At 80.2% G+C, this 1,047-nt stretch carries 1 protein-coding gene; it reads left to right on the forward strand.

Features of this window, described 5'->3' with window-relative positions; translation table 11 throughout:
- Positions 1-1,047, forward strand: a 1,047-nt coding sequence (locus tag ACIQOV_RS42715; RefSeq protein ID WP_401056687.1) for a beta-ketoacyl reductase, incomplete at both ends; no start/stop codon positions are given.

Here is a 1,047-nt window from a genome sequence, read left to right on the forward strand (position 1 = left end):
CACGCCCACGCCGCCGCTCAGGCCGCTCCGGCGGCTCCGGCCGCCGCGGTGGCGGAGGTGGCCGGAACGGCCGTGGCCGAGCCGGCCGCGCCGCATGGGTTGGTCGACCTGCCGGAGACCGTCACCGCCGAGGAGGGCCGCCGGCTGGCGGCGCTGCTCGCGGGTGCGGGCGGGGAGGACCAGCTGGCCCTGCGCGGGGCGCGGGTGCTCGGCCGCCGGGTGGTCCGGGCGCCGCTGCCCGGGGCGCCCGCGGCGGAGTGGAGCACCGACGGCACCGTCCTGATCACCGGCGGCACGGGCGCCCTCGGCGGGGACGTGGCGCGCTGGCTGGCCGGGCGGGGCGTGCCGCACCTGCTGCTGACCAGCCGCCGCGGCCCGGCCGCGCCGGGAGCGGACGAGCTGGTGGCCGAACTGACCGCGCTGGGCACCCGGGTGACCGTCGCCGCCTGCGACGTGACCGACCGGGAGGCGCTGTCCGGGCTGCTGGCCGGGATCCCGGCCGAGCACCCGCTGAGCGGCGTGGTGCACACCGCCGGGGTCGGCGCGCCGGGCCCGTTGATGGAGACCGACGCCGAGGCCGTCGCCGAGGTGATCGGCGGCAAGGCCGCCGGGGCCGCGCTCCTGGACGAACTGGCCGGGGACGTCGACCTGTTCGTGGTCTTCTCCTCCATCGCCGCCACCTGGGGCAGCGGCGGCCAGGGCGCCTACGCGGCCGGGAACGCCTTCCTGGACGCGCTGGTGGAGGCCCGGCGGGCCCGCGGCCTGGCCGGGACCTCGGTCGCCTGGGGCCCGTGGGCCGAGGCCGGCATGGCCGCGGACGCCGGCTTCGAGGACTACCTGCGCCGCCGCGGCCTGTCCGCGCTGGACCGTACGGCGGCGATCCGGGCGCTGGCCGGGGTCGTCGACCGGGACGAGGGCTGCGTGGCCGTCGCGGACGTCGACTGGGAGCGGTTCGGGCCCGCCTTCGTCTCCGGCCGGCCCAGCCCGCTGCTGAGCGGCCTGGCCGACCTGGCCGACGCGGCCGGGGACACCGGATCGTCCGCCCCC

Origin of the sequence: Kitasatospora sp. NPDC091257 (assembly GCF_044757675.1) — a bacterium.
Taxonomy (GTDB): Bacteria; Actinomycetota; Actinomycetes; order Streptomycetales; family Streptomycetaceae; genus Kitasatospora; species Kitasatospora lactacystinica.